General features: G+C 62.2%; 21 protein-coding genes. 5 read left to right on the top strand and 16 right to left on the bottom strand.

Features of this window, described 5'->3' with window-relative positions:
- Nucleotides 1–12: 12 nt before the first annotated feature.
- The 4 genes from PQR54_RS36995 to PQR54_RS36980 all read left to right on the top strand — a co-directional run bounded on the left by PQR54_RS36995 (nt 13) and on the right by PQR54_RS36980 (nt 3,721).
- A complete protein-coding gene (locus PQR54_RS36995) occupies nt 13–1,083 on the top strand; it encodes an ABC transporter permease (RefSeq protein ID WP_408254724.1) in 1,071 nt (356 codons plus the stop codon).
- Nucleotides 1,084–1,147: 64 nt separating this feature from the next.
- Nucleotides 1,148–2,062: a nickel transporter permease gene (gene nikC / locus PQR54_RS36990; RefSeq protein ID WP_408254722.1), complete on the top strand. Its 915-nt coding sequence runs from the start codon at nt 1,148–1,150 to the stop codon at nt 2,060–2,062.
- 1 nt (nt 2,063) lies between these two features.
- Nucleotides 2,064–2,942 carry an ABC transporter ATP-binding protein gene (locus PQR54_RS36985; protein WP_408254720.1) on the top strand — a complete coding sequence of 293 codons (879 nt, stop codon included), beginning with the start codon at nt 2,064–2,066 and terminating at the stop codon, nt 2,940–2,942.
- On the top strand, nt 2,939–3,721 hold the full coding sequence (locus tag PQR54_RS36980; RefSeq protein ID WP_408254718.1) for an ABC transporter ATP-binding protein: 783 nt from the start codon (nt 2,939–2,941) through the stop codon (nt 3,719–3,721). Before PQR54_RS36985 ends, PQR54_RS36980 begins: the two co-directional genes overlap by 4 nt.
- Before the next feature lie 171 nt (nt 3,722–3,892).
- Here the strand turns inward: PQR54_RS36980 and PQR54_RS36975 are convergent, their stop codons facing one another.
- The 4 genes from PQR54_RS36975 to PQR54_RS36960 form a co-directional block, all read right to left on the bottom strand.
- On the bottom strand, nt 3,893–4,933 hold the full coding sequence (locus PQR54_RS36975) for a zinc-dependent alcohol dehydrogenase family protein (protein ID WP_408254715.1): 1,041 nt from the start codon (nt 4,931–4,933) through the stop codon (nt 3,893–3,895).
- A gap of 1 nt (nt 4,934) precedes the next feature.
- A complete protein-coding gene (locus PQR54_RS36970) occupies nt 4,935–5,258 on the bottom strand; it encodes a hypothetical protein (protein WP_408254713.1) in 324 nt (107 codons plus the stop codon).
- 468 nt (nt 5,259–5,726) lie between these two features.
- Nucleotides 5,727–7,037 carry an MFS transporter gene (locus tag PQR54_RS36965; protein WP_408254710.1) on the bottom strand — a complete coding sequence of 437 codons (1,311 nt, stop codon included), beginning with the start codon at nt 7,035–7,037 and terminating at the stop codon, nt 5,727–5,729.
- A 45-nt stretch (nt 7,038–7,082) separates the two neighbouring features.
- A complete protein-coding gene (locus tag PQR54_RS36960; RefSeq protein ID WP_408254707.1) occupies nt 7,083–8,237 on the bottom strand; it encodes a M20 aminoacylase family protein in 1,155 nt (384 codons plus the stop codon).
- A 228-nt stretch (nt 8,238–8,465) separates the two neighbouring features.
- Between PQR54_RS36960 and PQR54_RS36955 the strand changes: the two genes are divergently transcribed.
- Nucleotides 8,466–8,948, top strand: a complete 483-nt coding sequence (locus tag PQR54_RS36955; RefSeq protein WP_408254705.1) for a MarR family winged helix-turn-helix transcriptional regulator — start codon at nt 8,466–8,468, stop codon at nt 8,946–8,948.
- A 292-nt stretch (nt 8,949–9,240) separates the two neighbouring features.
- Here the strand turns inward: PQR54_RS36955 and PQR54_RS36950 are convergent, their stop codons facing one another.
- The 12 genes from PQR54_RS36950 to PQR54_RS36895 form a co-directional block, all read right to left on the bottom strand.
- Complete coding sequence (locus PQR54_RS36950) at nt 9,241–10,842, bottom strand: aldehyde dehydrogenase (NADP(+)) (RefSeq protein WP_408254702.1); 1,602 nt, start codon at nt 10,840–10,842, stop codon at nt 9,241–9,243.
- 586 nt (nt 10,843–11,428) lie between these two features.
- On the bottom strand, nt 11,429–12,682 hold the full coding sequence (locus tag PQR54_RS36945; protein WP_408254700.1) for an MFS transporter: 1,254 nt from the start codon (nt 12,680–12,682) through the stop codon (nt 11,429–11,431).
- 206 nt (nt 12,683–12,888) lie between these two features.
- Complete coding sequence (locus PQR54_RS36940) at nt 12,889–14,253, bottom strand: MFS transporter (RefSeq protein ID WP_408254698.1); 1,365 nt, start codon at nt 14,251–14,253, stop codon at nt 12,889–12,891.
- A 34-nt stretch (nt 14,254–14,287) separates the two neighbouring features.
- Entirely contained in the window at nt 14,288–15,181 is an 894-nt protein-coding gene (locus tag PQR54_RS36935; RefSeq protein ID WP_408254695.1) for a substrate-binding domain-containing protein, read from the bottom strand.
- A 43-nt stretch (nt 15,182–15,224) separates the two neighbouring features.
- Nucleotides 15,225–16,775, bottom strand: a complete 1,551-nt coding sequence (locus PQR54_RS36930) for an acetolactate synthase large subunit (protein WP_408254692.1) — start codon at nt 16,773–16,775, stop codon at nt 15,225–15,227.
- Complete coding sequence (locus tag PQR54_RS36925) at nt 16,775–17,632, bottom strand: HpcH/HpaI aldolase family protein (protein ID WP_408254689.1); 858 nt, start codon at nt 17,630–17,632, stop codon at nt 16,775–16,777. The genes PQR54_RS36930 and PQR54_RS36925 overlap by 1 nt, the downstream gene beginning before the upstream one ends.
- 67 nt (nt 17,633–17,699) lie before the next feature.
- Entirely contained in the window at nt 17,700–18,545 is an 846-nt protein-coding gene (locus tag PQR54_RS36920) for an amidohydrolase family protein (protein WP_408254687.1), read from the bottom strand.
- 25 nt (nt 18,546–18,570) lie between these two features.
- Nucleotides 18,571–19,596, bottom strand: coding sequence for an amidohydrolase family protein (locus tag PQR54_RS36915; RefSeq protein WP_408254684.1), 1,026 nt, complete (start codon nt 19,594–19,596; stop codon nt 18,571–18,573).
- Nucleotides 19,597–19,618: 22 nt separating this feature from the next.
- Nucleotides 19,619–20,590, bottom strand: a complete 972-nt coding sequence (locus PQR54_RS36910) for an ABC transporter substrate-binding protein (protein WP_408254683.1) — start codon at nt 20,588–20,590, stop codon at nt 19,619–19,621.
- 155 nt (nt 20,591–20,745) lie between these two features.
- A complete protein-coding gene (locus PQR54_RS36905; RefSeq protein ID WP_408254681.1) occupies nt 20,746–21,729 on the bottom strand; it encodes a LysR substrate-binding domain-containing protein in 984 nt (327 codons plus the stop codon).
- 89 nt (nt 21,730–21,818) lie between these two features.
- Nucleotides 21,819–22,427: a carboxymuconolactone decarboxylase family protein gene (locus tag PQR54_RS36900; RefSeq protein ID WP_408254779.1), complete on the bottom strand. Its 609-nt coding sequence runs from the start codon at nt 22,425–22,427 to the stop codon at nt 21,819–21,821.
- A gap of 41 nt (nt 22,428–22,468) precedes the next feature.
- The gene (locus PQR54_RS36895; protein WP_408254678.1) at nt 22,469–24,511 is read right to left on the bottom strand and encodes a tripartite tricarboxylate transporter permease; all 2,043 of its coding nucleotides are present in this window, start codon (nt 24,509–24,511) and stop codon (nt 22,469–22,471) included.
- Nucleotides 24,512–24,535 lie beyond the last annotated feature (24 nt).

Raw genomic sequence — 24,535 nt, 5'->3', positions numbered from 1 at the left:
GGGGAACCCATCATGTCGACTCCTCTCACGACTTTCGAGCGAATGCGCGCGCTTTCGGCTGAACGCGCCAGCGTGCGCTGGACCTTGCGCCTCGTGCGCTGGATCTTCACGCTCGTGATTACCTTCACCGGCTTGCTGGCGGTCACGTTCGTGATCGGCCGCAAGATACCGATCGACCCGGTCCTGGCGATTCTCGGCGATCGCGCCTCGGCGGCGGCCTACGCGGCGGCACGCCTGCAACTCGGGCTCGACAAGCCGCTCAGCGTGCAATTCCTGATCTACGTGCGCGATGTGCTGCACGGCAACTTCGGCATGTCGCTGCTGACGGCGCACCCTGTCATCGAAGACATCCAGCGCGTGTTCCCCGCGACGCTCGAACTCGCCACCTTATCGACCATCATCGGTGTGCTGATAGGAGTGCCGCTGGGCGTGATCGCCGCCGTGCGCCACAACCGCTGGATCGATCATGTTGCGCGCTTTGTCGGTCTCGTCGGCAGCTCCGTGCCGGTCTTCTGGCTTGGACTGATGGGACTGCTGCTGTTCTACGCGAAGCTGCACTGGGTAGCCGGTCCGGGGCGCGTCGATCCCGTATTCGACGGTATGGTCGATACACGTACGGGCAGCCTGCTGGTCGATTCGCTCATCGCGGGCGAATGGGACGTGTTTTTCAATGCGTTCTCCCATATCGCGCTGCCCGCGGCCATTCTCGGCTACTACTCGGTCGCTTATCTGAGCAGGATGACGCGTTCGTTCATGCTCGAGCAGCTGAGCCAGGAGTACATCACCACGGCGCGAGCAAAAGGCTTGCCCGAGCGCCGCGTGATCTGGCGTCACGCCTTCGGCAATATCGCCGTGCCGCTGCTGACGATCATCGCGCTCACGTACAGCTATCTGCTCGAAGGCTCGGTGCTGACCGAAATCGTCTTCGCCTGGCCCGGTATCGGCTCGTATCTGACGGGCGCGCTGCTGAATGCCGACATGAACGCCGTGCTTGGCAGCACGCTCGTAATCGGCGTTACGTTCATCGCGCTCAATCTGCTGACCGACGCGCTCTATCGCGTGTTCGATCCGCGCGCCCGCTGATGCTCCGGAGGTTTCTTTCGTGCGTCCCCCATTGGATCAATCAACGCAAACGCAGGACTGGCCGATGAATGCCGCGCCCCGACGATGGAAAGACTGGCTGCTGACCGACACGCCCGCGTCACGCAAGCAGGCCGCGCTCGGGCTCGCTTATCGACGCTGGCGACGCTTTGCGGGCAATCCGCTGTCCGTGTTCGGCTTTGTGATTCTCGCCTTGCTGATCATCGTCGCGGCAGTCGGACCGCTGATCGCGCCGCACGACCCGTTGCAGCAAGTCCTCTCCGACCGACTTCTGCCGCCGGGTTCGCCGTCGCACTGGTTCGGCACCGACCAGCTTGGCCGCGACATCCTCTCGCGGCTCATCTACGGCTCGCGGCTCACGCTTTCGATTGCGATTCTCGTCGTGGTGATCGTGGTGCCGGTCGGCCTGCTGATCGGCACCACCGCGGGCTTCTTTGGCGGCTGGGTCGATAACGCGCTGATGCGGATCACCGACGTGGCCCTTGCGTTTCCGAAGATCGTGCTTGCGCTCGCGTTCGCGGCCGCGCTGGGACCGGGTGTCATGAACGCGGTGATCGCGATTTCGATTACAGCGTGGCCAGCCTACGCACGTCTCGCGCGGGCTGAGACCCTGCGGCTCGTGCAAGCCGATTTCATTCACGTCGCGCGGCTGCAGGGCGCGTCGCGGCTGCGCATTCTGTTGCGCTATATCGTGCCGCTGTGCTCGTCGTCGGTGATCGTGCGCGCGACGCTCGATATGGCCGGCATCATTCTCACCGTCGCGGGTCTCGGGTTCCTCGGCCTCGGCGCACAACCGCCGAGCCCCGAGTGGGGTTACATGGTCGCGTCGGGCCGCAACGTGCTGCTCGATTCGTGGTGGGTGGCCACCATTCCGGGCTTTGCCATTCTGCTGGTGAGCCTCGCCTTCAACCTGCTCGGCGACGGTCTGCGCGACGTCTTCGATCCTCGCCATGGAAGCTGACATGCCAGCCGATATGACCGAACCCCTGTGTGAAATCGACGACCTGCGAATCGGCTTTCGCGGCCACGACGGCGAAATGACGGAAGCCGTGCGCGGCCTGTCGCTGACGCTCAATCGCGGCGAGCGGCTTGGCATCGTCGGCGAATCCGGTTCGGGCAAATCGCTGTCCGGGCGCGCGTTGCTCGGCCTGCTGCCGCCTGCCGCGCAATGCCATGCGAAGGCGATGAAGTTCGATGGCCAGGATCTGCTGGCGATGCCGGCACGCAAGCGCCGGCAACTGTGCGGCCGGCAGATGGGCATGATCCTGCAGGATCCGAAATACTCGTTGAACCCGGTAATGACCGTCGCGCAGCAGATGCGCGAAGCGTTCGAGCTGCACGGCCCGAAGCTCGGCCGCCGCGAGATGCGCGAGAAGATTATCGCGGCGCTGGCAGCGGTGCACATCCGCAATCCGGAGCGTGCCGCCGATGCGTACCCGCACGAGTTGTCGGGCGGCATGGGACAACGGGTGATGATCGCGATGATGGTGTCGTCCGGCCCGCGGCTCCTCGTCGCCGACGAGCCGACCAGCGCGCTCGACGTGCTCGTCTCGATGCAGGTGCTCGCGATTCTCGACGAAATGATCGAAAAGCACGACACGGGCCTCATTTTCATCAGCCATGATCTGCCGCTCGTGATGTCCTTCTGCGACCGCGTCGTCGTGATGTACGCGGGGCGCGTGGTGGAAACCTGCGCGGCCCGCGATCTCATCCATGCCCAGCATCCTTATACGCGCGGCCTGCTCGCGGCGAATCCCCCGCTCGTCGATCCGCCCGCTGAACTGCCCGTGCTGAAGCGGGACGCAGCTTGGCTCACGCAATCGACAGGAGCGTCAGTATGATCGACGTCAACGCCCTGACGGTCCGCTTCAAGACGAAGACCGGTTACTTCGACGCAGTGCGCGAGGCGAGCTTTCACGTCGGCGAAGGAGAAGTTTTCGGACTGGTCGGCGAATCCGGATCCGGCAAGTCGACGATCCTGCGCGCGCTGACCGGCCTTGCGCCCGTCGCTGGCGGCAAAATGACGATCGGCTCGCACGTGCTCGGAGAAAAGATCGACCGCTCGTTTCGACGCGACGTGCAAATGGTCTTTCAGGATCCGTACGGCTCACTGCATCCGCGCTTCACAGTCGATCAGACCTTGCGCGAACCGCTGACCATCAACGGCATCGACCGGCAGGACGAACGCATCGTCGACGCGCTTAACGAAGTCGGGTTGGGTCCGGCGTATCGCTTCCGCTATCCGCATCAGTTGTCAGGCGGCCAGCGGCAGCGCGTCTCGATTGCACGGGCACTGATTGTCGAACCGCGCGTGCTGCTGCTCGATGAGCCGACGTCCGCGCTCGATGTGTCCGTGCAAGCCGAGATTCTCAACCTGCTGCGACGGCTTCATCGCGAACGCAACCTGACGATGATCCTCGTGAGCCATAACCTGGCGGTGGTCGGTTTTCTCTGCTCGCGCGTCGCGGTCATGCGCAATGGCGAGATCGTCGAGCAGTGCGATATCGCGTCCATTCGCGCGCAACAGGTCGAACATGAGTACACGCGCCGCCTGCTGCTCGCGACCACGGGCTATCAGCGCGAGCCAGTTCAGGCGATCGGCGTGGACGCAGCGTTGTGAAGGCTCATGCAGACGGTGGGGCTGCGTCGAGTGGCCGGTCTTCACTGCACGGCGCCTGCGGTTTGGAGCCGGCAATCGATGCAGCCTTCGCGCCGTTGTAAGTCGAGTTGCTCATCGTGTTACTCCTTGGATCAGCCGTGAACGTCAGGGGGACCGGGTTTCATAAAATGCCTAAGACACCTCGATAATGACTTTGAGCGCGTGCGTTTCAGCCGCTCGGCCAAAAGTGTCATAGGCATTGGCCACGTCCTCTAGCTGGAAGTGGTGGGTAATGAGCTGCGCGGGATCGATGCGCTTCGCGCGGACAGTCTTGAGCAACATCGGCGTGCTGACGGTGTCGACCAGACGCGTCGTGATCGAGATGTTGCGGTCCCACAGTTTTTCCAGGTGCAGATCGGCCTTGACGCCATGCACGCCGACATTCGCGATGACGCCGCCGGGCGCAACGAGCGCCTGGCACAATTCGAACGTCGCCGGTATCCCTACGGCCTCGATCGCGCAATCGACACCCGTCTGGTCCGTCAGTTGCATGACGGCGTCCACCGGATCGGCACTGCCGATGTCGATGCAGGCCGTGGCGCCGAAGCGGCTAGCGACGTCGAGACGGTTGCGGTCACGGTCGATCATCACGATCTGCGCCGGCGAATAGAACTGCGCGGTCAGCAGCGCGGCGAGGCCGATCGGGCCAGCGCCGACAATCGCCACCGTGCAACCCGGCTGCACCTTGCCGTTCAGCACGCCGCATTCGAAGCCGGTGGGCAGGATGTCCGAGAGCATGACGAGCGCTTCCTCATCAGCGCCGGCCGGAATCGGGTACAGACTGGTCTCGGCGTGCGGAATACGCACGTACTCGGCCTGCGTCCCGTCGATCTTGTTACCCAGAATCCAGCCGCCTGTCGTGCAGTGCGAATAGATCCCGCGCCGACAGTAGTCGCATTTGCCGCACGAAGAAATGCAAGAAATCAGCACCCTGTCGCCTGGCTTGAACGCGGAGACGGCCGCACCGACCTCCTGGACGATGCCAACGCCCTCATGTCCGAGAATGCGCCCAGGCTCGCAAGTCGGCACGTCTCCTTTAAGGATGTGCAGATCGGTGCCGCAAATCGTGGTGCGCGTCATCTTGACGATCGCATCGCCGGGTGCGGCGAGCTTGGGAATCGGCCGGTCATCGAGCGATTTGTTGCCGGGACCGTGATACACGAGCGCTTTCATGTCATGCCTCCGTTGGACGACACAGAACTGCTGTACGACTGACTATAGGCCGGCTGACGTAGTCTCGCTTGACATGTATCCACTGTCTGACCGGGACCAGTTCGCCATCGCGCATGATCAGGTCGAGCCGGGCGTCGAACAGCGGTGTGGGCGCTTCACCGGCATAGGCGCCGTTCCGGCAGCCATCCGGCGTCACGCGGATGGCTTCAACCGCCAGGTGGCAGCCCGCAATCGAGTTGCAGAAACGTTCCAGACGAATCAATTGAGACGCCGCCTCGGCTTCGATTTGCGACGTTCCCACGAAGCCGAGATAGACGATCTGCATGCCAACTCCCATTTGCCTTCTCCCTGGCGTAACACCTTGTCGCGCAACTCGCTGCGAAATCTTGCCGCGGCCGCATCGCTGGCATCGCGATATGAAAACACCGCCCGGACATTTAGATCATCGGCGCGAACGGCTTAAGCCAATTGACTTGCGTCAAGACATCAACTACGCGTCCGCTCAAACGGCAGTCTCGGCACTCGCCGCCAATTCCACGATGTCAGCCGTGATTTCGTCCTGACGGACCTGCCGGTGCCGTTGCGTCAGTTCGTCGAGCGTTTCCGCAATCGGCAGCGCCGTCAGCTAGCCGCCGCCGAGTTTGGCCGACAGCCAGGCCAACCCGGCCATGGCGCACCAGACCGATGAGTATTGCGAAGTCCGACGCCTTCTCGAAGCGTGCGACATCTACGAGAGGTGACCGCGCTGTAATGTCTGCAGCACGATGCCTCCGCGATGGCGCACGTCCATCGCTCAGGTCGCCAGCCCGACTGACCTGGCGCGTGTTTTCATCGGCAACAGGAGCACGCCCGCAAGACCGATCAGCACGCTGGCCTCGACGTAATAGATCGGCGCCATATTGCTGCCCGTGACGCGCACGAGCCACGTATTCACGAACGGCGCGAGGCCGCCGAAAAGCAGCACGGCGATGTTATAAGTGACGGCCGCGCCGGTCGAACGCACGCCGACGGGAAAGATCTCGGTGAGCACGATAGGCGTGGGCCCCCAGAAGAAACTCATCAACAGCGAGACGCCAAGTTGAACCTCGAGCAGCGTGCGAAACGACGGTGCGTCGACCAGCGCGTGAAACAGCGGATACGCCGCGAGGCCGTAGGCGACGATGGCGGGCAACAGAATGGCACGTCTTCCAAACCGGTCCGACAGATGGCCCGCTAACGGACAGCACAGCACGATCACAACGGTGGCGAGACACGTGCTCAGGTTGACGTCCGCCGTCGACAAGCCCAGTTGCTTCTTCGCGAAGATAGGCAGGAAGAACACAAAGACGTAGGCCGACACGGTCCCCACGACCGCCACGCCGATGCTGGCGAGCGCGGCGCGCGGATAATCCCGCACGAGGGTTGCGAGCGGCGTCTTCGCGACGCTTTTCCCGCTGCTCCTGACTTTCTCCGTATGCTCGACGAACTCGGGCGATTCATCCACGCGCTGGCGGATCAGCCAGCCGACCGGACCGATCAGGATGCCCAAGAGGAACGGCAGGCGCCAACCCCAGGCGTCGAGATCGTGCGGCGAAAGGTTAGCCGTCAGCACATACGCGGCGAGCGCGCCGAGCGAGAATGCCAACGCTTGCGAGCACATCTGGAAACTGCCGTAGTAGCCGCGTCGATGGGCCGGCGCAAACTCCACCAGCATGGTGGTCGCGCCGCTGAACTCACCGCCGGCCGAGAATCCCTGAATCAAGCGGGCGAGCACCATCAAGAGAGGTGCCGCAATACCGATCGCGGCATGGGTCGGCAACAGGCCGATCATGCCGGTGCCGACCGCCATCAGCGCGATGGTCAGGGAGAGGGCCTTCTTGCGGCCGACACGGTCGCCATAGAGCCCCAGCAATACCCCGCCGATGGGCCGCACCGCAAAGCTCACACCGAAGGTGGCCAGAGTGAGCAGCAGCGACGCACTTTCACTGTCGGCCGGAAAAAACAGCCTCGCGATGGTCACGGCGAACAGGCCGTAAATCGCAAAATCGAACCACTCGAAGGCGTTGCCGAGGACCGAGGCAATCACCACTTTCCTGACCATCGCCGGCGTGGGCGTCATGTTCATTTCGTTTTCTCCAGATCGCAGATGTACGATGCGTCGATGTCGGCGTCAGGCGAGACGCTGTTTCACGATTTCGATGAAGACTGCGGCGCCGGTTGGTGAAGTGTTGTCGTCGAAATCGAACTCGGGGTGGTGGCACGTCAGGCCATCGTGGCCGAGGAAGAAGTACGAGCCGGGGCGTTGTTGCAGCATGTAGGCAAAGTCTTCCGAGGCCATCAAGGGCGCGACATCGACGATCACGTTTTCAACTCCGACGACCTGCTGTGCCGCACGACGCACTACCTCGGTCTGTTGTGCCGAATTGACGGTGGGTGGCGAGCTTTGCAGGTGTTCGAACGAAACTTCGCAACTGAACATGGCGGCCGCGCCAGCGCAAATCTCGCGCAGGCGCGCGAGGATCAGTGCCTGCGCGTCGACCGACAACGTGCGCACCGTGCCTTCGAGGACGGCGGTATCGGCAATGACGTTGATCGCCGTGCCGGCGAGGAACCTGCAGACACTGACGACAGCGGTGTCGAGCGGGTTGACGTTGCGGCTGACAATGCTCTGGATCGACTGCACCAGATTGACGCCAACGACGATCGGATCGATCGACTTATGCGGCGCGGCGGCATGGCTGCCGATGCCCTTGATGCTGATGCGAAAAAGATCGCAGGCCGACAGGATAGCGCCGACCCGAACGCCGACTTTCCCGGCCGGCAGCGCGTTATTGTTGTGTAAGGCGTAGACCTCGTCGCACGGGAAACGCTCGAGCAGACCGTCTTCGATCATGGCCGATCCGCCGCGCAGGGTTTCCTCGGCCGGCTGGAAGATCAGGTGCACCGTGCCCCGAAACGCGCGATGCGCCGACAGGTGCTTCGCGACACCGAGGAGTATCGCCGTATGGCCGTCGTGACCGCAACCGTGAAACACGTTGTCATGCGTAGAGCGATACGGCACGGCGCTTTTTTCGCGCATCGGCAAGGCGTCCATATCGGCGCGCAGGCCCAGCGACAAGCCGGGTCCCAGGCTGCCGCGAATCGTGCCGACCACGCCCGTTCCAGCGATGCCGGTCTCGACCTCGATGTCCCAGCCGCGCAGCAGATCGGCGACCTTCGCGGCCGTGCGGTGCTCCTCGAAACCCAGCTCGGGATGCTGGTGAATATCGCGGCGCCAGACTTGCATCTGTTCGGCGAGCCCGCTGAGATCAACATCTTTCTGCATGCAACCACCCCTACCTGTGATGTAAAAGCCGGGAAAACGCACCGGGGTCCGATGAATCGATTTTGGTAGAATATCGAAACAGTTGAAAATGGCAACCAATCAAAAATCAGGTAAACCCGGATTCTCGCGCGGGTCGGCTATCATCGCGGTGGACAGGAAAACGGCGCCCGATCAGCAAGCCACGCCCTTGAAAACAGAGCCGACGCGCTCTTCAACCGGATCATCGAAATGCCCGCAGGAAAGCCATCAGCGACACGCAAGGCCAAGGTTTCCACCGAGGCGAAGTCTGCGTATTTCCTCACTTTCAAGCTGGACCTGATCAAGACGGAGATGATCAACCGGGCCAACGCGGTCTATCGGCCGGCATGTGGTGTCGATGTGCGTTCGTTGCGGGTGTTGCGGCTGATTTGCGACTCGCCGGGCATTACGGCAACGAGGCTCAAGGAATTGACTTTGATCGAGAAGACGATGCTGTCGAAGCTGATGGCGGATCTGATCGCGCGCAAGCTCGTGCGTCGCACGATTCACCCGGACGATGCACGCCACTTCGAGTTGTGGCCGACCGAGGCCGGTTTAAGCATGCGTGTCGCGAGCGACGAGTTGGGCCAGTCGCTCGAGACCGAAATGCTATCGATGCTGTCCGCCGAGGAACGCGAGCAGCTCAATCACATCGTGGATAAGCTGGTGGCGGTTTTTCGCGAGTCGCGTTGACGTTGGTCACAGATTCACGTATCGACGAGTCGTCTACGCAGGATGCCTGAAGTTTCTGGTCGCTATGGAATCTGCATGCTCCGGAGACCGCGAGGTTCGCAAGTACTGTGCACCGGCGCGCGTTGCAAACAGGGTTCGCTAATCAAATGCACCGGCAGTCTTGACACGCACCCGCCCCCACAGAGCGGGGTGCGATGACTCTTGAGACGGCTTGTCTGGAGGCTGGAGATACCAAATACTATATCGGCAGATTCATAGTCCGTTGTGTTACAGCCGACTGAAGTCAGTCCGCTCAGCTCCCAGCTTGCGTCGGCGTGATGAACTCTCCGTCGACGAGACGCCAAAGGCCCAATGGGTTAGCTTCCTTCAAGGCGTCCGGAAGCAGTGCATCAGGTAAATCCTGATAGCAGACAGGACGAAGGAAACGGTCGATCGCCGCCGCTCCCACCGATGTGAACATCGAATTCGAAGTAGATGGGAACGGGCCGCCGTGAACCATCGCGTGACACACCTCCACGCCGGTCGGGAACCCGTTGACCAGAATGCGACCCGCTTTGCGTTCGAGCACCGGCAACAGGCGTCGCGCGTCGGCATGGTCCACCGCGTCGATCTGAAGCGTGATGGTGAGTTGTCCTTCAACGTGTGCCGCAACCTTCAGCAACTCATCGAGATCACGGGCGCGAATCACGACCGACGCGGGCCCGAACATCTCCGCCTCGAGCTCTGTCGAGGCAAGCAGGCGCTGCGCATCGGTCACGTAGAGCGCCGCTTGCGCAGCGTTCGGACGCTCGCCCGCCGGCTCACCCTGAGCCACCTTCTTCACATCCGGAACATCGCCCACGGTTTTCGCTCCTTCGCAGTAGGCATCGAAAATCCCGGGCGTCAACATCGTCTGGGCCGGCTTGGTAGCCAGCGCATTACCGGCCGCCTCGATGAACCGATCGAGGTCCGGTCCATCGATGGCAAGGACGAGGCCCGGGTTCGTGCAGAACTGTCCCGCGCCCATTGTCAGCGAATCGGCAAACGCCTTGCCTATCGCTGCGGCGCGGCTCGCGAGCGCACCCGGAAACAGAAACACGGGGTTGATGCTGCTCATCTCGGCATAAACAGGAATCGGCTCGGGGCGAGCATTTGCGATGCGCACCAGAGCGAGTCCTCCTTGCCGTGAGCCTGTGAAACCGACTGCCTTGATCTGAGGATGCCCAACCAGAGCTTCGCCTACTTTGCGGCCGGCGCCGAACAGAAGCGAGAACACACCTTCGGGCAATTCCTGCTCCTTCACCGCCTTCTGAATTGCGCGGCCGACGAGTTCCGACGTGCCGAGATGCGCGCCGTGTGCCTTGACGATGACAGGCGCACCCGCCGCCAGCGCGGATGCGGTATCGCCGCCCGCAACCGAGAATGCAAGTGGAAAGTTGCTTGCGCCGAACACCGCGACCGGTCCGAGCGGTATTTTTGCCATACGCAGGTCGACGCGAGGCAACGGCTGACGCTCGGGTTGCGCACGGTCGATTGTCGAACCGAGAAAGTGTCCGTCGCGCACGACCTTCGCGAATAGTCGCAGTTGGCCGACCGTGCGTGCCCGCTCGCCCTGCAGACGCTGTACCGGCAATCCAGTCTCCGCGTGCGCTCGCTCTATCAGTTCGTCTCCCAGAGCCAGAATGTTCTCGGCGATTGCTTCGATAAACGCAGCGCGCTTCGCAAGCGTGACCTGCCGATAGACGTCGAATGCCTGGGCGGCAAGCGAAACCGCGCGCTCGACCTCCTCTGCGCCGCCCATTCCAAACACGGGCGCCGCGATATCCGAGTTAGCGGCGGGATTGAATGCGCGCTTGTCGCCCTCGGTGCCTCGCACCGCTGAAAATCCGATGAGCATTTCGCCGGTAAGGGTCATGTTGTTTTCCTGGATTGAATTTAATCGAGTGGGTTTTGCAGAACAGAGCGAGAGGGGGGCGCGGGGCGGCTCGTCGAAACGAGAATATCGACGAGCATTAACGTATATACCGCGAGAATAGAGGGCGCTCCGCTTCAATTCGAAGGGGGCGCGCAAGCGTGGACTCCGTGTCGGGGAAAGGCGCGACAGCGTCAAATCGTGCAGCTAGTTCCGAAGCGAATTCATGGTTGGATGAACAGTCGAGGGTGGGTAGACGCACCACGCGCCGTCGTCATGTCGAAAGAAGACGAGCGCCAGCGGTCCGGCCGAACGGGTTACTTCCACTCTCACCGCTCGCCATGGCATTTTCCTCGAACGATCAGGTCGGGTGACGCGAAAACTCTCGCCGTTGCCAAACCAGTCTTTCACAAGAACCCGAAGGGATTTGCACCTATCGTTCATTTCGCATCTCCATGCTATGCAACCGACGAGGCGGTATCGATATCATCACGCGCGTTGTGGTTGCCGTCCATTGAAGTTAAAGGACGATGACTTAACCAGAGTGTCAAGCCTGTTCGTGAGATCTTGTCGCACGCCGCATTGCCCTTCATTCAGTGAACGTTTCGCGTCTGGCCAACGGCTTGAACAGCCGACTCCATGCAACACTGACGAGGATCGTCGCACAGCCACCCAATACCACCGAGCCAACCACACCGAACGCCGTGGCGGTCGCTCCGGATTCGAATTCCCCCAGTTGGTTACTCGCGCCGATAAAGAGCGTGTTCACGGCGGCGACCCGTCCGCGCATGCGATCCGGTGTTTCCAGTTGAACCAGCGTCTGCCGCACCACTACGCTGATCGTGTCGGCGCCGCCTGAGATCGCCAGTAGTAACAGCGATAGCACAAACGATCGCGACAGCCCGAAAGCGACGATACACATTCCGTAGATGGCGACAGCAATCAGCAGCTTCTTGCCGACGCGGCTGCCGATGGCTCGCCGGGACAGCACGAGGCCAACGCAAAGCGCGCCCACCGCCGGCGCGGAGCGTAGCAAGCCGAGACCTTGCGGGCCGACATGCAGAATCTCTTTTGCGTAGACAGGCAGCAGCGCGGTGGCGCCGCCGAACAGGACCGCGAACAGATCGAGAGAGATGCCACCTAGCAATAGCGGGTTGCTTGAGACGAAGCGCAAGCCGGCAAGGACCGTCGCCGCGGTGACCGGTTCGCGCGGCGGCGGAACGTAGTCGTAACGTATCAGCGCGTACATCACAGCGCTCACACAGAACAGCACGGTGCAGGTTAGATAGAGGGCGTTGACGCCGACCGCGAACAGCATGCCGCCCAACGCCGGCCCGGCGATCACGCAGACCTGTTGCACCACCGTGCTGAGCGCCATCGAGCGCGCCAGCAGTGTCTGCGGGATGAGCATCGGCAGCAGCGCTTGCTGTCCCGACATCTGAAACGGCCGAATCGCGCCGAGAACGAGCGAGAGTCCAAGCAGCAGGTCGTGCGTCACGATGTGCGACATGGTCGATATGGCGAGCAGCGTGGCCGTCGCGGCCTGGGCTGCGAGACAGACTGCGACCATCCGGCCCCGATGCATGCGATCAGCGCAGTGGCCGGCGACGAATGTTGTCGCCAGGCCGGGCATGAACTGAAAGAGGCCGACAAGGCCGAGATACCAGGCGCTGGATGTCAGGTCATACATATGCCAGCTGATCGCCAGCATCAGCATCTGTTGGGCCGTGATGGAACCGACTCGAGCTATGAGGAAGCGCGTCAATGCGGATTGCCGCAGCAAGGACGCATTGCCCGCGCGAGCCCCAAGCGCCCGCGACGACGTATCGTGACTGCCCGTCATGCCGGTTTCCACTCTTTCGACAGCGTGTATGACATTGAGCAATGCACGCTCAGATCGCGCGGCAATAACAACCCGCTTTCCGCCGCGTGGCCAGGTGAGTGAATAGAGGGATTTCTTATCGGCATAAAATCAGAGCACGACCAGATGCTGCGAAAGGCCAACATTCGGTGCGTTAACCGTCAGGATAAAAAGAGCATCGACAAGAATCAGCGGCTTATCGGCCGATCTTTTGAGCTGAGCGTATTGGCGTTCAGCAATGTTCTCGCCGCCATGTCTTCGTTCTGCTGCTCACCGTGTCCGCTCTCATTGACTTTCGGCGCCCATTTCCACTGCAGCAACACCACCGTACTGGTCGCCCCGAGCATCAGAAACACGAAGATCGCGAGCATGGGCAGCGTATAGCTGCCTCCCAGATGAAGTAGCCAACCCGACAGGCTGGCTGAAACGCCGCCTGCGAGGCTGGTCGCCACCTGCTGCAAGCCTGTGTTCAAGCCCACCGCCTGTTTGGGAATCAGCGTGAGTTTGACCAGTGCGAGATTGTTTGCCGTGACCAGACCCAGCAGAGAAAGAGAGACCACATTCCAGAATATCGCCATGTGCGGCGACGGCGCGTACGCGCCAAGCAGAACCGTCGTGCCGCCGATAAAGCCCGCCACGATGAACGATTTGCGCACCAGCACGGCGTCGTGACCACGCGCGATCAGCCGGTCCGCTGCCCATCCGGCGAACGCCGCCACGATCGCAATGCCGGCAAAACTAAAGAAGGTGTAAAGCCCGGACTGCTGCAAAGAAAGGCCGCGTTGTTCGACGAGATACGCCGGCATCCACGTCATGCAATAGAACGCGAAATAGCTGTAGCAGAAATTGGTAATCAAGCCGCCCCACACCACCGGACTCGCAAGAAGATTGCCGAGCGGCACCGAGGCCGCCCGCCGCCTGGCCGCCGCCAGCTCGGCCGACGACGGAAAATCGTTATTGAGCATCAGCAGCCAGGGCATCAGCCAGACCAGGCCGGCGAGGCCGGTGACAATGAACATGGCTTTCCACGAACTGATCGCGATCAGCCACGCGGCAATCGGCGCGCCAAGCGCCGGCCCCATCTTTCCTCCGATGGAGTAAATCCCGAGAGCCGTGCCCTTGCGGGTTTCATCGAAGTTGTTGGCGAGGTATCGATACGTGGCGGGCACCACTACGGCTTCAGCGACGCCGATCAACAGACGCACGAGGATCAAAGCGGAAAGCGTCGTGACGAGACCGGTTGCAGCCGCCGCAAGACACCACAGCAGGAAGCAGATCGCGTATGGCCACTTCACGCCATAACGGTCGACCAGCCAGCCCATCGGCATCTGAAGCAGGCCATAGGACCAGAACATGGCGGAGCCGAGCCAGCCGCGCTCTACATGTGTCAGCGCATATTCGTGCACGAAGTGATGGTCGGCGAGAGCAGCGGACATGCTCGTGCGGTCCACGAAAGAGATCATCAGCCCGAGTGCAAGCAGCACGAGAATGACCCACCGGTTCTCAGGCCTTATCGCTTTCCGTCGAGTTGCCTCTGTCACGCCGTCTCCCATGTTTTCGTTGTTCTATTCGACAGTCAGCAGTCTGTCACCCCAGGCTGCCGGTCACATCGTCGAAAAGTTCGTCAACGGACAGGCGACGCGGAATGATCTTCTGGTCGAGCGCCCAGTCGATTGCCAGTTGCAGGCCTTTGCGGTTCGCTTCTAGTCCAATCGGCGGAAACACGGCCGGCACCCCTTCGGCCAGCGAGCGGCTTTCCACGATCATTCGATAGAGCTCACGCACGACCTCAGGATGCTCTTTCGACACCTTCTCGTGCACCACGAACATGTGGTTGATCGGCACGACCCCGGTGCGCGCAAACCAGTCTTTCGCCGCGGACTGAGCGTCGGGTACCAGCGTGCGTACGCGTTCGTCCTTCGGCATGTCCTCGCCGAGCAAGGCCGCGGCAAGCTCGCCATCGAGCATCATCTGCGGAATCGACGAGCCCGCCGGCAGGCGTTCGCAGTTGGCCGGATCGTTATATTCGGCAAGGTGGCCATCGCCCAGCGTCATCCACGTCACCTTGTCGAGATCGACGCCGTATTCATGGCGCAATACGCCGCGAATCCACAGCGCGGTCGTCTGGGTGTAAGTCCGCACGCCGACCTTTTTTCCTTCGATATCTTTTGGATCGAGGTGTCCGAAGTCAAGGTTGTAACCGGCGCAATGATGCTGGAAACGGCCTGAAATCGGCGTCGGCAGCAGAACGTATGGCTTGCCGTAAGCTTTGGCTTGCAGAAACGTGACGATCGCGAGTTCGCCTGCGTCGAACTTATTCTCGCGCACCATGGCCTTGAAGCCGTTGTGCGCCGGCGTCGGCCCGCAGTAGTCGAGCGTTACGAGCTCCGATGTCACCCGTCCGTCCCGCATCGCCCTCGTCACCGCGTATTCGGACAGATTGGTGCGCAGCGTCGGCGCCGCGGTCTGCGTCGTTGTCATAGAGTTCACTCCTTTTGCCTGAATCTTCTGGATCGAGTTGCAACTACAGCCGGACTTCGATGAGGCTGGGGCCGGGCTCGCGCACCGAGTCCCGCATCGCCTTGTGGAAGCTCTCTGCCGTGTCCACCGCCACCGCCGGCACGCCCATGCTCTTCGCCATGGCCAGCCAGTCGATGCGCGGCTTGTCGATATCGATCATGGACATTGCGCGTTCGCCGGGCGTGCCCGCGCCCATGTTGGCGTACTCGGCCTTCAGGATCGCGTAGCTGTTATTTGCAAAGATGATCGTCGTGACGTTCAGGCTCTCGCGCGCCTGAGTCCATAGCGACTGGATCGTGTACATCGCGCTGCCGTCACCGACCATGCAGAACACGCGCCGGTCGGGACAAGCCAGCGCCGCGCCGGTGGCCACGGGCGTGGCGTAACCGATAGAGCCGCCCATGTTGTTGATGAGGTCGTGCGGCAGCGCGCCCATGGTCAGGCTCATGGATTCGCGGCCCGTCGTCAGCGATTCGTCCACGACGATGCAGTGCTCGGGCAGCGCCGCGGCCAGCGCATGCGCGATGCTCGTGGGGTTGAGCGCGCCGGTCGGCACCGGCGTCTCGATGCGCGGCTGCACGAGCGGCGCGGCGCCATCCGCGCCGAGCGCCTGCAGCAGCATGTCGAAGGCGAGTTCGCTGTCTTCATCGGCTTCGACGAGCGTATGAACCAGCGTGCCCTCGCTCTTCAACAGACTCGGCTTGTCCGGGTAGGCGAAGAAAGCCACCGGCTCCCGCGTCTCGACTGTGACGATGTGCTTGAAGCCGCTGAGAAAAGCCGTGGCCTGCGCGACCGCGTACGGAATGCGCGCCATCGGCACGCGGCCCGCGCCGCGTTCGATGCGCGCGGTGAAAAACTGCGAGCCCAGTTGCGCGCCGGTGGCCGCGGCCACGCGGCCGGCCTTCTCGAGCGCCGCGCCGCGCGTGGCTTTGTTAGCGAGGATGATCAGTGTCGGCTCGCCCGAGCGCAGCACGCGGGCGACGTGCTCGATGCGCTCGGCGCCCGGCGTGTTGCGCTTCGCCGCGACGGGCGGCGGCAGCACCGGAGCACCGGTGACCTGCTGCCACGAGGTGTCGCCGGGTAAGATCAGCGTGGCGATCTGCCCCGGATGCCCGCTCGCCGTGGCCACTGCCTGGGCGGTGTCCCAGCCGATGGTGTTCGACGATTCGGCACGCCGCACCCAATGGCTCAGCGGCCGCGCCAGGCCTTCGATATCCGATGTCAACGGCGGGTCGTACTTGAGATGCGACACCGAATGCTCGCCGACGACGTTCACCATGCCCGACGAAGCGCGTTTTGCATTGTGGATGTTCGCGAGACCATTCGCCAATCCCGGTCCGAGATGCAGCAGCGTCGAGGCCGGCTTGTCCTTCATCCGGTACCAGCCGTCGGCGGCGCCGGTCGCCACGCCCTCGAAAAGGCACAACACGCTGCGCATTTTCGGGTTGTTACCCAACGCCGCGAGGAAATGCATCTCCGAGGTGCCCGGATTGGCGAAGCAGATGTCCACGTCCTGATCGACCAGGGTCGCGACCAGACTTTCCGCGCCGTTCATCAGTAACCTGCCACTTCACGTGCGAGGCCGACCACGCCATAAGTCCGCTGCGGCGCCGACATCAAAAAGCGGTAGCCCTCGTCGATCAGGCGGCGATGGTTCTTGGCCGTGACGTGCGGATTGCCGACCACCACCTTGTGCTTGTGGCAAGTCTCGGCGATCCGGCGCATTGCATCCACGACCTCGGGGTGCTCGTACTGCCGCGCGAAACCCAACTCCTGGCTCAGATCACCCTCGCCGATCAGAATGAAACCGATGCCGGGCACGTTGGCGAGAATATCGTCGAGGTTCTCGATGGCCTGCGTGCTTTCGCACATCAGCCCGACGAGAATCTCGCCCTGCGAAGCCAGCGGCCACACGTCGGCCTTTTCGTAGTATTCCTGCATCGAGAGGCCCCAGTAGCGCGCCGCATTGGCCGGGCCGTCGCCGCGCACGCCCTTCGGCTCGTACAGCGGCGCGCTCTTCGGCCGCGCATAACGGCAGGACGCGACAGCGTTATAGGCCTGCTCGACGGTCGCCACATGCGGCCAGATCACGCCGTAAGCACCGCGGTCCAGCACCTGCTTGGCGAAGCTCTGGTTCATCTCGACGCCATTGGCCGGGATTCGCGCCAGCGGTGTCACCTTGGGGGCCACCGATCCGGACTCGGCGATCTGTTTGCGGCTGAGCATGTACTGCAGAGCGTCGCCGAGCGCGCTCACGTCGTACGGGTTGTGCTCCATTTCGAACACGATGCCGTCATACGGCGAATCGCTCATTTCGATGGCGGTCTGCTTATCGAGCTTGGCGAAAGCGGCATGCGCGGGTTTGCCCGATTCGAAGGCGCGAATGATGCTGTTCAGACGGTTGGTCGACATAGGAATCTCTCTTTCTCGCTGCGCTGCCGCTTCAGTGACGGCACACGCGGTTGGCATGTTTCGAAGCTCAGCTCAAGGCCGTGTACAGCTTCTGCGCAGTCTTGCCGAAGATCCAGGCGCGGTCTTCCTCGCCGAGGCTGGCGAGCCCTTCGTCAGCCGTCGCCAGAATGTCCTTGAGTGCGCCGGGCGAGGTCGGGAAATTCGAGCCCCACGCGAGACGCTGCGCGCCGAACGCCTCGACCACACGCGGGAAGAAAGTCTCCGCGCTGGCCTTCTCCTTCTTCACGTCGCCGAAGATGCGTGGCGTGAGCTTGAGATAAAGGTTGGGCAGGTCGGCCATCGCGAACAGACTGGCGGCGTTGGCGTAGGGCGGCCCGTCGAGCACATCGGGGCGGCCGAGGTGGTCGAGGATGATGTTCACGGTCGCGAATTTCTCGGCCAGCATGCGCACTTGAGGCAAGCCGATCGGCCCGGTCTGGATGCACATGGGCAGCTTCAATTCGGCGAGCATTTCCCACGCCTTGAAGGACTTGGGATTATCGAGTTCGCTAGGGTCGAAATCCTTGGTCGAGCCGCCGGTGAAGATGCGCAAGCCGGCTAGCCCTTGGTCGGCCCAGGCCTTGATCACTGCCGGCACGTCGTCGGCCAGCATATCCACGGAACCGACAGCGATGAGCCGATCCTTGTAGCGGTTGCAACTGTCCACCACATAGCTATTGTCGAAGCCGTAGGTCGTCGATGAATGCACGACCGCGGCCTTGGCGACGCCGGCCTCATCCATCGCGGCGATCAACGCCTCCACGGTATTGGGCCGCTCCTGCGACCAGTCCGAGCGCTTGCCGAACAGCGGCGCGGGCGGGTAGCGCTTCTCGTCGTCCGAAATGATGTGCGGATGAATATCGATGATGCTCATGGTCTCCCTCCTGTTATTCGCCTGCTTACAGGCCCTTGGCCTTGAGGTGCTTGTCGAGGCGCGGGTACACGCGGCGCGCATTGCCCTCGAAGATGGCATGCCGGTCGGTCTCGCTCAGCGCCGCGCAGGCGTCGATGTAGCGCTTGGTGTCGTCGAAATACTCGCCGGTGTCGGGGTCGCGGCCGCGCACGGCGCCGACCATTTCGGAGCCGAACAGCACGTTGCTCGTCGGCACGACCTTGGTCAGCAGTTCCACGCCCGGATGGTGATAGACGCAGGTGTCGAAGAAGATGTTGTTCAGCAGACCCTCGAGCGGCCGCTTGGCGATCTCCAGCGACATGCCACGATAGCGGCCCCAGTGGTAAGGCACCGCGCCGCCGCCATGCGGGATCACGAGACGCAGCGTCGGGAAGTCCTTGAAGAGGTCGCTCTGCAGCAACTGCATGAACACCGAGGTGTCGGCATTCAGATAATGCGCGCCGGTGCCGTGGTGACACGGGTTGCACGAAGCCGCGACGTGAATCATGGCGGGCACGTCGAGATCGCACAGCGCCTCGTAAAGCGGATACCACTCGCAGTCCGTGACCGGCTTGCCGGTCCAGTAGCCGCCGCTCGGGTCGGGATTCAGGTTGCAGCCGACGAACCCCATTTCCTCGACGCAGCGGCGCAGCTCGGCCACGGAGTTTTTCGGCGGCGCCAGCGGCGATTGCGGCAACTGGCAGACAGGTACGAAGTTGTCCGGGTAGATGTCGCAGACGCGGCGCACGAGGTTATTCGACACCTCGGCCCACTCCAGGCTCGTCCGCTCGTTGCCGAGGTGGTGGCTCATCAGGCCGGCGATCGGCGAGAACAACGTGAGGTCGCCGCCGCGCTCTTTCTGCAAACGCAACTGGCCGTTGCCGACGCCCTCGCGAATCTCGTCATCGGTCACGTGTGCTCCCGAGACGGACGGCGCATTGGCCGGGTCGTTGGCGAACTCGATCTGTTTGGCGCGCCAGTCGCGGAAAGAAGCCGGGACGGTCGTGAAGTGGCCGTGGCAATCGATAATCATGTTTCTGGTTTCCGTGCGGGATTCAGACGCGGGGATCGACGAACAGCTCGCTCATGGACATGCGCCGCGGCGTCAGGCCTTGCTTGAACGCGGTGGCTTCGAGCGCTTCGATGGTCTTGCGGTTTTCTTCGATGCCATAGGGCAGCGGGTCGTGACCGACGATCTTGCGCAACTCGAGATACTTCGCGTTCTTCTTGTCGGTGAGTTCACCCGCGTCGAGACGAGCCAGCCACTCCTGCTTGGCGCGATCGAAAGCGTCGTAAATCGACCTGGCCACCCACGGATGCTCCGCGAGCACCGAATCCTTGACGACGATCGTGCCATGCATCGGGTACACGCCGGTCCGGGCGTAGTACTCGGCTTCCAGTTCGGCCGCGTTCGGGAACAGATCGGGATAGTCGGCTTCGACTTCTTTCCAGCCGCCCGTCGGTGCGCCCGTGCGGCCAATGCCCGCGTTGGCGCCGAACCCGGCGACCAGTTCGCCCTTCTCCATCATCTCCGCGAGCGACGTGCCTTCCGGTGCGTGAATGACATTCGGCGGCAGCTTGAGCTGCGTGACGTGTTCTTCGTCATCCACCACCCAGGTCACCTTCGACGAATCGAGGCCGAATTCGTCCATCAGCACCTGACGCGTCCACGCGCCGGTCGTGACCGAATAGGCGCGCACGCCGACCTTCTTGCCTTCGAGATCCTTGGGTGTCTTGATCCCAGCATCCGGGCGCACCAGCAACCCGGCGTGATGGAAACGACGCACGACAAAAATGGGCAGCGCGACGAAAGGCGCGCCATAGGCGCGGGCAATGATGTAGGTAGTCGGCGCCAGTTCGCACACGTCGAACTCGACATCGCGAACCATGCGGCGAAACGCGCCGATTTGCGGATGGACTGTGATGAACTCGGCGTCGACGCCTTCGATAGGGATCGAACCGTCACGGATCGCAGCGGTGTGCGGGTGCTCCGCAATAGCGATCTTCAGATGTACTTTGTTGGCCAACTTCGTCTCCTTTGAACTGGACCAATTGATGAACCTGACGCCGTTCGCCGCTTGAACGTCTGGTGCGGCAAGCTGCAAGGCTGAACAGGTGATTTCGTTGACTACATGATCTTTCCCGCAGGGTTTCCCGTCTATTGAATTAAGCTGCAGGTGCCTTAACCAATTGGTAAAGCCTTCGATGCGACCGTGCGCGGCGAGGCGCCGTGGCCCGTCAGCATGCGTTGAGCCGCTTCTTCGAGGCACGAAACCATGAGTTGCGCGCTAGGCGTGAGGCCGCGATTACGATTCCACAGCACGCCCGCCGGGCGAAGCAGTCGAGGCAGACTTAACGGAAGTGTATGGAGCGGTTGCATGCTGTCGCTGGCAGGCGTGTCGGCCATCACGGCAATGAAATCGGAGATCTGCAGTTGTGCGCGCGCGACGTGGATCGACAGCGTCTCGATGTAGTTGTTGGTGAGCGGCACGTCGTGCGCCTCCAGAGCGCGCTCCAGCGGATCGCGCAGGATCGAACCCGGTGGCGGGAGTATCCATGGGTAAGGGACGAGGTCCGACCACGCGAGGGTTTTCCTGCGGGCCAGCGGGTGGTGACGGCCCGTCATCAACGTCACCGGTTCCTCCAGAAGCTCCAGCTCCTCGAAGCTTCCCAGCGTGTCGGGCGGCGGCAGGCGGCCCACCACCAGGTCGAGGTGGCCTTGCCAGAGTTCCGGCAGGAGCGAGGCCGTCGTGCCTTCGTTCACCACCACGTTGGTTCCGGGTGAGCGCTGTTTCAGCAGGCTCAGCGCCTGCGGCAACAGCACGGAGGCAGAGGCCGGCAACATGCCGATGCGAACTTTGCCTTCCGTCCCGGAGCTCAGGGCTTTCAACTCGTCGCGGGCCTGGTGCAGGATTGTCAGCATCGAGCGCGCGTGCCGAATCAGACAATCGCCGTACGGCGTGGGGACCAGACCTTGGGACGTGCGCGAGAACAACGTGAGCCCGAGTCCCCGTTCGAGTTCCGCCAGTGACTTCGACACGGCAGGGACGGTCACATGGGTGACGTCCGCCACCTGGGTGAGATTGCGGTACGTGTCGATCGTTACGAGCAGACGCATGTGCCGCGCCTTCAGGTTGATCTGCAGATACCAGTCAAGTGCTGACACGTCGTGTACCTCTGCGGTTTTGTCATCTCGTCAAGGAGCGTGCACGGATAACGGCAAGGCTATCGAACAACCCGGCGCGAGATGGGCTCTTAGCCCTTGGGCTGAAGAGCGTGCAAACTCATGCCGAGCGAAATCGAAGTGAAATAGCCCACCGTAATGAGCAACTCGGCAATCACCGCGCGGCCCAGCCCCGTCTCGTAACGGGCAAAGCTCGCGTCGTCGATCACGCCTCCTGCGAGAATGTCGCTGACAGCGTCGCAGACCAGACCCAAACGCCCGTCCCCACCTTCGGGTCGCCGTTTCTCCAGGATGGCCGTGACCACCGGCTCGGGAACCCCGGACTTCAGCGCATGCCGGCGATGGTTGGCAATGACATAAGGCGCGTTCCAGAAAACCGCGGTGGAGAGAATGGCCACTTCGCTTTCCGCTTCGCTGAGCACCGGAGAATGATCGACGTGGGTGCCGATGATTTCCATTCCCTCAGCCAGATGCGCGTTGTGCAGCCAGATATTGAACGGTGTTGGAATCCGACCACGCCCTTCGCCCAAACGCGCGATGACTTTTTTCTGCTCGTCGGTGGCCTTCTCCGCGTCGATCTGCTCGAGTCGATTGTCCATCATGCTTTCACCATCCAGTGAGAAGCGGCCGAAGCTGAAATTCAGTTCGGCACGCTTCGTGTCAATAGGAATACTGGCCATCACGTCGACGATTTACGCCTTGATTCACGTGCTCAACGCGCTCACGTGCCGCCAATAGACAGTGCCGGATATAACTGCCCCAGCAAGCTGTCCGGCCAGGGAATATGGATGATCTGGTCGAAGATCGCGTAGAGGAACGCCGTCACGCAAACAGCGAGGATCAGGCTGAGCCGCCACGACTCGCGCCCCTCGATCCGCATGTAGGCGACGATCATCAACGGCACGGTCGGGATCAAACCAATGAAGGCCATACAGGCGAGAAACGCTAGGAACCAGCCGAAAAACCGCGCGGCCCGCAGCAGCGTGACCTTGTTCGACAGTTTCTCGCCGTGGTCGCTCGAGACATCCATATGGATGCCACCCGCGCCATGCGACAGTCCTGCCTGAGCCGGAATGACGAAGACCTTATAGGCAAGGCTGACGGTTCCGGCGATCACGAGAATGCTCGCGACCACAGTCGGCCCGATTCGAGCCATCAGCAGCCATCCCTGCGAAGTCGCCAGCATGTAGATTCCAATGCCGATGAAGAACACGTAGACGAGATCTTCGGGCTTTAGTGCGATCTTTCCGCTCGGGCGCAAGTGTGCGAGGCCGCCGCCGCGCACCAGCTTGAAGAGCGGTTTGAAGAAGACCAGCGCCGCGAGGATGAGCAGAACCATCACCACCGGCCGCGTCACCCAATCCGTTCCATAGCGTACGAAGGAAATCGACATGTACCGTTCCATCAGCACGCCGAGCACGAGGCCGAGGATCAGCGGCGGACGCGCCCATCTCAACCGCTTCATGGTCCAGCCGATCAACCCCGCAATGAGCAGCACGAACAGGTCGCCCCAGCTACGCGAACCCTGGAACGCGCCGACGTAGATGATCGGCATGATGACCGGCAGGATCAGCGTGTAGCGCAGCGTCGAGATCCTGGCGAATTGCCCGCTGAGCAGGAAGCACAGGCCGGCTCCAAAGATATTCGCCAGCGCGATGGACCAGACCATGGAATAGGTCAGGTCGAGATGCTTGGTGAGCATGTCGGGCCCGGGGATAAACCCGTGCACCATCATCGCGCCGAGCAGGATGGCTTGCGCCGCGCCGCCCGGTACGCCGAAAGACAGCATGGGCACGAGGCTGCCGCCCTCTCTCGCGTTATTGGCTGCTTCAGGGGCGATGACGCCGCGCACGTCGCCCGTGGTGAAGGTCTGCTTCGCCCCTTTCGAGGTCTGCAACGCGTGCCCGTAGGCGATCCAGTCCGTCACCGCCCCGGTAATGCCCGGAACCGCGCCGAGGACCGAACCGAGCGTGCCGCAACGAAGTACGAGGAACCAGTTGCGCAGCGTATCGACCACCCCCTGGCGCATCCCTTCACGCGAACTGAACTGCACATTTTCGGCGATTGCCGTGCGTCTGATGGCGAGTTCACACAATTCGGGCAACGCGAATATGCCGAGGATGATCGGCACCAACGGGATACCGTCCTGCAGGTAAAGGAGATCTCCTGTCCAGCGCATCTGGCCTGTTGCGACATTGGTGCCGACCATGCCAACCAGGATACCGAAGCATGCGGCCACCACGCCTCTCAATGGCGCGTTGCCCGAGAGTGCCGAGACCATCGAAACGCCGAAGATCGTGAGCCCCAGCATTTCCGGCGTGCCGATAGAGAGGACGAAAGGCCGGACCAGAGGCAGCGAGAATGCGAGGATGACCGCCCCGATCAACCCACCGAGCAGGGACGAGGTGTAGCACGCACTCAACGCGCGCGCGGCTTCCCCGCGCTTGGTCATAGGCAAACCGTCGAGCACCGTGGCCTGCGAAGCCGCGTGACCCGGAACGCCGAAGAGTACCGCCGGTATCACGTCCGAAGTGGTAATCACAGAAGCCATGCCGAGCAACATCGCGAAGGCCGCGTACGGATCCATCGTGTAGGTGAACGGCACGAGGAGTGCGAAGCCCGTCAGTCCGCCGATGCCGGGCAACAGCCCAATCGCCAGTCCGACCACCACGCCGAAGACAAGAAAGATGAGGCGGTTGAACTGCAAGAGCGCCGTCAGCGCATGGCCTGCCGCCAACAGCGTCGCGTCGTTGTAAAAATGCATGCGTCATCCTGATGAGAGAGCAGG

The organism is Paraburkholderia phytofirmans (genome assembly GCF_046028095.1).
Taxonomy (GTDB): Bacteria; Pseudomonadota; Gammaproteobacteria; order Burkholderiales; family Burkholderiaceae; genus Paraburkholderia; species Paraburkholderia phytofirmans_A.
Note: the sequence above shows the minus strand (reverse complement) of the source record. Positions and strands in the feature narration are given on the sequence as shown.